Consider the following 412-nt stretch of genomic DNA (forward strand, 5'->3'; position numbering starts at 1 on the left):
CCTGGCGCTGGATCACCTCCTTATACGATGATTACTCACGATGAGTGTCCACACAGATTGATACGGTTTATAAGTAAGAGACGATACTGGGTCTGTAGCTCAGGTGGTTAGAGCGTTCGCCTGATAAGCGAGAGGTCGGTGGTTCGAGTCCACTCAGACCCACCAATTTCTTTTGAAATTGGTATGCAGTATCGACACCTTGATGGGGCTATAGCTCAGCTGGGAGAGCGCCTGCCTTGCACGCAGGAGGTCTGCGGTTCGATCCCGCATAGCTCCACCATCTTTAAGTGTTCTTGAAAAAGAATCTTTAAAAATGGTTTTCATCAGAAAATCTAGCTCTTTAACAATTTGGAAAGCTGACAAAGTAATCTTTAAGATTACTTGTAAAGTTCTCAATGTTTGTCTTTATGAC

Annotated in this window: 2 tRNA genes; both read left to right on the forward strand. The window is 44.2% G+C overall.

Annotation, left to right across the window (positions count from 1 at the left end):
• Positions 1–88 precede the first annotated feature (88 nt).
• Positions 89–165, forward strand: a tRNA-Ile gene (locus OQJ86_RS26430).
• Positions 166–204: 39 nt separating this feature from the next.
• Positions 205–280 (forward strand) — tRNA-Ala (locus OQJ86_RS26435).
• Positions 281–412: the final 132 nt, after the last annotated feature.

Source organism: Vibrio sp. Sgm 5 (assembly GCF_026241575.1).
In the GTDB taxonomy this organism is placed as follows: Bacteria; Pseudomonadota; Gammaproteobacteria; order Enterobacterales; family Vibrionaceae; genus Vibrio; species Vibrio jasicida.